Source organism: Lentzea sp. (assembly GCF_036380075.1).
GTDB lineage: Bacteria > Actinomycetota > Actinomycetes > Mycobacteriales > Pseudonocardiaceae > Lentzea.
Genome location: NZ_DASVFL010000156.1, coordinates 1 through 7,355 on the forward strand (window position 1 = coordinate 1; position 7,355 = coordinate 7,355).

The following is a 7,355-nucleotide window of genomic DNA, read 5'->3' on the forward strand; positions in this document are numbered from 1 at the left end:
TAGGCGCGGTTGGCTTTCGAGCTGTATGCCTTGTCTGCCAGAACCCGGTCCGGACGGGTCCTGGCGCGACCGGACCCCAGGCGCGGCACCGAGATCTGTTCGATCACCGGCGTGAACTGCGGGCTGTCGCCCCGCTGTCCGGCGGTGATCAGCAGCGACAACGGCCTGCGGCCCTGCTCGCAGGTCAGGTGCAGCTTGCTGGTCCAGCCGCCACGCGAGCGCCCCAGCCCGTGGTCGTCGGGCTCGGTTCCGCCGGCCGGGGTGCCGGGCGGTTCGACCTGCAGATCCCCCTTTTCCGTGCACCGGCGGCATGCTGGTGCGCCCGCGTGATCGTGGAATCCACCGATACGTCCCACACGATCAGCCCGGCGGCATCGGCACGGGCCTGCAAGCCGGTCAGGATCCGCTTCCAGACTCCGGCCCGCTGCCAGCGGCGGAACAACCCGTAGACGGTCTGCCAGGGACCGTACTCAGGCGGGACGTCACGCCACGGGGCACCGACGCGCACCCGCCACCGGATGCCGTCGATCAACTGCCTCTTGCTCCACTTCGGCGGGCGTCCCGGCTTGACACCGACGGGTAATAGCGGCTGCAACACAGCCCATTGCGCGTCGGTCAGGTCGGCCCGCCCCGCTGCCGCTACGCTGGCCACGAGGTCTCCGGTACTGCAGGTTTGCTTGGTCGCTAACCGACTTACCGGAGACCTCGCCACGTTCCGGCACCGACACGCCGCCGATCACCTCACCTTTGAAACACGGCCTAGTCGAGGTGGGAGCGGCCGCTGCGGCGCGTGCCGTGGAGCGCGCGACCGAGAGCGCCGAACGGGACGACGTCTACCGCGCCGCGCTGGTGTGGGAACGCGTGGCGGACATCATGCCGCCGGATCACCCCATGGGCGCCAAGGTGTTGTTCAGCCTCGGAAACACCCTCCGGCTGAGGTTCGGGCACAGCCGTGACACGACCGACCTGTCGTCCTCGGTGAGCGTGTGCCGTGCCGCGATCCGGTGCGCGGGCGACGATCGCACGGACCTGGTGGCCGCCCTGTGCAACCTCGGGAACTCGCTGCAGGAGCGGTTCGAGCGGACCGGAGACCTGGCGAGTCTGGTCGAGGCGATCACGGTGCACCGCGACGCGGCGGCCGCAAGCAGGCCGACCGACCGAACGCACGTCACGGTGCTCTCGGACCTTGCTGCCGCGCTGATGCTGGCATGCAAGCGCGATCCCTCCGAGCACACGCTCGACGAGACGATCACGCTCCTCAACTCGCTGCTGTCGGCCACCGACGACGCTGACCCGGCGCGTCCGGGGCGTCTCGCGAACCTGGGCGCGCAGCTATACGCGCGCCACCGGCTCACCGGGACCCAGGCCGAGATCGAGGCGTCCATCGAAGCGTTCCGGGCGTCTCTTGCCCTCGCCCCCGGCCTCGCGTCTTCAATGACCGGCTTGGCGGACGCGTTGCACGCGTTGTTCCATCTCACGAAGAAACAGGAAGTCCTCGACGAAGCCGTCGAGTGCGCGCGCACGGCGGTGAGCCTGCCCCACACCGACCACTGGTGCGATGCGGCCGCGTTGAACGCTCTCAGCCTTGCTCTGGACTGCTCGTTCAGCCGTCACCGCGACAGAGCGGGAGCGATCCAGGCGCAGATGTCGGTGCTGGGCAACGAGTCCTTGCCGCCGTCGGTCCGGGTGAGCGCCGCCCGCAAGGCCGGGGACCTGCTCTGCGACGGCGACCCGCGCCGGGCGGCGGCTGTGCTGGAACGGGCGGTTCTCCTGATGCCTCAGCTGTTGCCGCGTGCAGTACAACGCCGTGACCACCGGCACGTGCTCAGCGGGTTCACCAACCTCACGGCCGATGCCGTCGCGTTGTGCCTCGCCGACGAGACCATGCCCGCCCGTGAGCGCGCCGCTCGTGCGCTGGGTCTGCTGGAGCTGGGACGCGGCATCGGGCTCAGCCACGCTCTCGCGATCCGGGACGACACGGCCGAGCTGGCACGCTGGCACCCGGATCTGGCGCACCGCCTCGCCGCCGTCAGGGCCGAGCTCGACGAGGAGCCCGAGCCGTTCGCCGTCAGACGGGACCGCCACGAGCTGGCCGAGGAGTTGGAGGCCGTGCTCGCCGAGATCCGCGCACAGGAGGGTTTCGCATTGTTCGCCCGGCCTCCGGCTCTCGAGGACCTGGTCGTGGCAGGCGAGGAAGGCCCGATCGTGCTCTTCAACACGAGCCGCTTCGGCTGCGCCGCCGTCGTGCTCACGGCGTCCGGTGTCGGCTTCCTCCCGCTTCCCGGCCTGACGCTGGAGGCGGTGGTCGAACGGGTGGTCGCCTACCACCAGGCCCTGCACACGCGGGACGGCGAGACGGTCCTGCGGGGAGCGCTCGAATGGTTGTGGGACAACGTGATGTCTCCGGTGCTCAGCGAGCTGGGCCACGACCAGCCAGACGAGGAGGGGCCGAGGGTGTGGTTGGCGCCGGGTGGTCTCCTCGGGCTGCTGCCACTGCACGCCGCGGGTCGTCGCGACTTCGACGGTGATCGGCGTTCGGTCCTCGACAGGGTAGTGACGTCGTACACGCCCACCGTGCAAGCGCTGCTGCACAGCAGGCGCGCCGTCCAGCGTCGGCTCGGGCCCGGCCGCGCGTTGATCGTGGCGTCGCCGGACGGGCTCCCGTCCGCACGCAAGGAAGCCCTGCGCCTCCACGAGATCCTGCCCGAGTCGGTCCTGCTCCTCGACGACGAGGGCGGGCCGACCAAGGCGACCGTGCTCCGCCATCTGCCGGAGGCCTCGCTCGTCCACTTCGCCTGCCACGCCGTGGCAGACCCCGTCGAACCTGCCGACAGCCGCCTGATCCTGCGAGGCCGCACCGCCGAACCGCTGACCGTCAGCTCTCTCGACGCGGCGAGGCTGGACAACGCCCAGCTCGCGTTCCTGTCCGCCTGCACGACCGCCGTGAGCCACAACGCCGCGCTCGTGGACGAGTCCGCGCACCTGGCGGCTGCCTTCCAGCTCTGCGGGTTCCCGCACGTGGTCGGGACGTTGTGGGAGGTGGCCGACGACCCGGCGACGAGGATCAGCCGCGTGTTCTACCGCGAGGTCCAGGCGGGTTCGCCCGGCTTCGATCCCGCGATGTCGGCGACCGCCCTGCACCGCGCCGTCCGGACCGCGCGAGACCACTACCGCGACAGCTCGTCGGCCTGGGCGTCGCACGTGCACTTCGGAGCGTAGGCGGAGACATGTCTGGAGTCGGCGGGTCGTCAGACGCACGGAGCGCTGAATTCCAAGTCTGGGATGAACTTCGTCCACTCCGCGCGGGTGATGGGCCCGTGTTGTGGGGTGCCAGAACTCCGTACACATGCGTTGAGCTGCGGTGGTCGGGTCCTGTTGTTCGGTCGGCATGATCGTGGGCGTGGCGCTGCGACTGCTGTACCTCATCTTCGTCAAGCTGGGTGGTTGGCTGGTCCTGCTCTGCCGGTCTTCGGCGGCGAAGGACGTCGAGTTGTTGGTGTTGCGGCATGAGGTCGCGGTGTTGCGCCGCACTCATGGTCGTCCGCGGTTGGATTGGGCTGACCGCGCCGTGCTGACCGCGTCGGCTACCTCGCTGGCTCCGGGAGCACCGGTTGGTGTCGCCGGGCACGGTGTTGCGGTGGGCTGGTCAGTTCACGGTATCGTTCGATTCCGTTCTCGCGGACGCCGGCAGCGACATTGTGAAGATCCCACCGCGATGTCCACGGGCCAACTGCTACGCGGAACGCTTTGTCGGCACTGTCAGACGCGAGCTCACCGATCGGCTGCTCATCATCAATGAGCGTCACCTGAAGTCAGTGCTGAACCACTACGTCTCCCACTACAACCACCGCCGACCACACCGAGCGCTGCAACACACCGCGCCACGACCCGGTCATCCGACCGGAGACCCAGGTTGTAAATCCGTACGTCGTCGGCACGTGCTCGGCGGCTTGATCAACGAGTACGAACCTGCAGCCGCTTGATCCGCAGGTCAAAACCGTTGAGCCATGTTTTGGCACCCATAGGCGACGAGCGACGCAGCGTCGGCTTCAACGGCGTCCGCGAACGCGTGCAGCACATCGACCTAGCCTCCGAACGGGTGAGAGTTCGTCAAACTGGTAATCGCTCGCCACCGCTGATCGACGAACCGGTCGACCCCCGCGGACCAAGATCGTGAAGTGCGTGAACGACGTCCGCAAGCGCAAGGAATGACCTCCGCCTGACCTCACTCACAAGGGGAAGCCTTCCCGGACCTCAAGTCCTAGAAGGCTCCCCCTTCGCGTCTGCGGCAAACGCCGCTGACGATCGCAGGTCGCGTAATGTTGGGGCGCTGACCGGGGAGGTGCCAGTGGGTGGACGAGCGCTGCTGCGCACCTTGCTGGGCGTCGCGGTGCTGCCTGTCTTCATCGCCGTCTCGGTCAACGCGGCCACGGAGACCGAGTTTCCTGGCCCTCTGCGCCTCGTCCAGCAGCACTCCTGGCAGGCGGTCTTGTTCGGCTTGATCGCCACCATGCTCTACGTGGTGTGGGAAGTGCGTTCCCGCTGGCCGCAGCCCGACGCGTTGACAAAAGCCGAACAGTTGCGGCTTCAAGGCCGTCTACGTTCGGAGACGGAGCGAATTTGGTTGAAAGGTGTGCTCGCGGAGTCGTTGCGCGAGGAGCTGCGGGTCGAGTTGAGTCTCAAGACCGACCGCTCCAAGGTGACCCATCCGCTCCACCTCTTGTCACGCGACAAGCAGGAGTTGCTGACCGGGGTGTCCCCGGTCGAGGTGTACGACCGGTGCGGCGACCGACTGCTAATCCTCGGCGTTCCGGGTGCGGGCAAGACGACGATGTTGCTCGAGCTGGCACAAGGCTTGATCGCCCGGAAGCACACGCCGGTCGTGCTGAACCTGTCGTCGTGGCCGTCCGGCACAGGGATCTTCGAGGAGTGGGTCGTCGCTGAGCTGCAGCGGTTCTACGACTTATCCGAGAGCGAGGCCAGGTCCGTGATCACGAACCGCTTGGCGACGTTGCTGTTCGACGGCCTCGACGAGGTGCCGGCCATGCGGAAGTGCGCGGCAGCGCTCAACGCTTTTCGCGACAGCCACCGCGAGGTTCCGGTCGTCGTGACCTGCCGGGTGGAGGCCTACGACGAGCAGGTCCAGACGGTGCTCAGCCTCGCGGGAGCCGTGCAGATCCTGCCGCTCACGCCGACAGAGGCCGACGCCTGGATGAAGTCGCTGGGGCCGGGACTGGACTACCTGCGTGCGGAGATGAAGGTCGACGAGGGGCTGCGCGAGTTGCTGGTCACCCCGCTGACGCTGAACATCGCCGCGCTGGCGTATCTGGACCGCCCGGTGGTGGGCTTCACCGGCCGCGACAGCCTGTTCGCCGCGTACACCCAGCGCATGCTGGACCGTCCGCGCGCCCCGCTGGCCGACGGCCCGGACTTCGCAGAGCTCGATGTGCGCCGGTGGTTGTCCTTCTTCGCCAGGTCACCATCGGCGATTGGGCCGTGGGTCGCCACTAGGTTCAGAGCGCAGTCGGTCGGGTTGGACAACATCGACTGGTCTCGGCTACGCGCTTCCCTGCTGGCACTGAGCGCGCCGATGGCGTTGCTGTCCGGTGGTACGGCTCTGCTGTTCGCGTCGTGGTGGGCGGCGCCGCTGGTCGCGGTGGTCACCGCTGCGACGGCCTGGATTCGCGCGGACGCACCGCACTGGTTCACCGGCGAGCCCGACAGCGCGATGAGGAGAGAGGACGCGCGGCGCGACCTCGCCGGGGTGGGACTGGCGGCTCTGCACGCGGTGATCGTGATCGTGGTCATGATCGTCGCGGTGCATTGGATGAGCGGGTTCTCGGCGTCGTGGTACTGGTGGTTGATTCCTGGTCTGCTCCTCCTGGTCATCACGTCCTACGGCTCCTACCACTTCCACATCGCGACGGTGAGGGTGTTCCTCGCCGCAGTCGACGCCGCCGACGGTGTATACGAGGCGGTCGCAAGACGAACCGCAGGAGCCGTCGTCGCCTTGCTGGTGGGCGGGCTTGCCGCAGGAATCGCCGGGGGCGCTGTGGCGGGGAGCGCGAGCGCGATCGGCCAATACCTGCTCTTCGATCGCGACCTCTCGGCCTGGCACTTCCTCGTCCTGCTTTGCGCCCCGTTGCTGCTCGGCTCGGCCGGCGGACTCGTCCTCACCGCCCAGCACGCCGTCTGCGACGCGTTCACGCCGCGGATCGTCTACCGGCAGCTCGCGAAGACCGGCGTGATGCCGCCGCACCTGGGGCAGTTCCTGGAGTGGGCCAAAGACCGCCTGCTGCTGCGTAGAACCGGTGAGGAGTACGTTTTCGTGCACCTGACGTACCGCGACTGGTGGGCCAAGCAGCCTGGCACGGCACCGTGACGTACGGCCAGCCGCGGTCCGGGGGACAGGTGTGGTTACCGAAGCGGAAGGGCCTCGCGAAGAACACCTACCGTAGCTACGAATTCCACATACGGCTGTACCTCGTGCCGTACCTCGGCGAGATCTGGCTCGATGTGCTGGCGAAAGCCAACTTCACGCTCATGTTCGAGCGGATCAAGGAGTTCATCCCGCCCGCCATCGCGTCGATCAGGCTGGCGGGATACGGCTCCGCGGAGTCCAGCGGCCGCCGTGGTTATGGGCAGCGGCGGCGCGTGAACGTGCCGATGGCGAGCAGGGACCCGAGGTTCAAAGCCGATCCAGCCCAGGAGTTCGTGGCCGGGGCTCGATGCTCGACCGAGACAGCTGCTCCGGCGACAGCGGCGGGCTCGCGTACGTGTGGTCCGGGCAGGAGTGGCTGCTGGCCGGGGTCACGTCCCGCGCCATCGCCAGTTCGGTGCGCCCGTGTGGTGACGGCGGGTCCACTCGCAAGTCGACGTGCACGCCGCCTGGATCCGCTCGGTATCGGGCGGACCTTGGTAACTCGGTTGTCAGGCAGCCGTGGACGCTCCGCCTCGACGGATATCACGGCGAACTGCCGCGCCAGCGCGACGATGCGGTAAGCGGCGTTGATCGTCCGTTCGCAGTCCTGGGAGCAGTTGAGAGGGACGCTGTGGCCGCTGTGCGGCGTGAACTGGTGATGCCTTCGTCATTGCGGAGCGCGGTGACTAACTGCTCCGGGCTGAGGATGGAGCTTGGGCAGCAGCCGGGGGAGGCGCCTTTCGGGGCGGCGCGGTCGCGCATTCCCCACAGGTAGGTGATCAGTACGTAGAAACGCCCGCGCGCTCCAGATCGACAAGTGGGCATGACCAGCGATCTCCCTTCAAGTGAGACGGCCAACAGCAATACCGGTTCGGTGCACGGCGCCATCGTGCAGGCGGGATCGGTGCACGGCATCGTCGTCGTCAACGGCTCA

The 7,355-nt window shown here is 68.0% G+C and carries 4 protein-coding genes and 1 pseudogene; 3 read left to right on the forward strand and 2 right to left on the reverse strand.

Annotated features, from left to right (window positions below; all coding sequences use genetic code 11):
* Together VF330_RS18440 and VF330_RS18445 are read right to left on the reverse strand one after the other, a co-directional pair.
* Nucleotides 1–161: pseudogene (locus tag VF330_RS18440) on the reverse strand (IS5/IS1182 family transposase); the annotation flags it as partial.
* 23 nt (nt 162–184) lie between these two features.
* The gene (locus VF330_RS18445) at nt 185–712 is read right to left on the reverse strand and encodes an IS5 family transposase (protein WP_330852858.1); all 528 of its coding nucleotides are present in this window, start codon (nt 710–712) and stop codon (nt 185–187) included.
* 56 nt (nt 713–768) lie between these two features.
* Between VF330_RS18445 and VF330_RS18450 the strand changes: the two genes are divergently transcribed.
* From VF330_RS18450 to VF330_RS18460, 3 genes are all read left to right on the forward strand, one after another.
* A complete protein-coding gene (locus VF330_RS18450; RefSeq protein WP_330852859.1) occupies nt 769–3,219 on the forward strand; it encodes a CHAT domain-containing protein in 2,451 nt (816 codons plus the stop codon).
* Nucleotides 3,220–3,698: 479 nt separating this feature from the next.
* A complete protein-coding gene (locus tag VF330_RS18455) occupies nt 3,699–3,983 on the forward strand; it encodes an integrase core domain-containing protein (RefSeq protein ID WP_330852861.1) in 285 nt (94 codons plus the stop codon).
* A 365-nt stretch (nt 3,984–4,348) separates the two neighbouring features.
* Complete coding sequence (locus VF330_RS18460; RefSeq protein ID WP_330852860.1) at nt 4,349–6,382, forward strand: hypothetical protein; 2,034 nt, start codon at nt 4,349–4,351, stop codon at nt 6,380–6,382.
* The last annotated feature ends 973 nt before the right edge of the window (nt 6,383–7,355 follow it).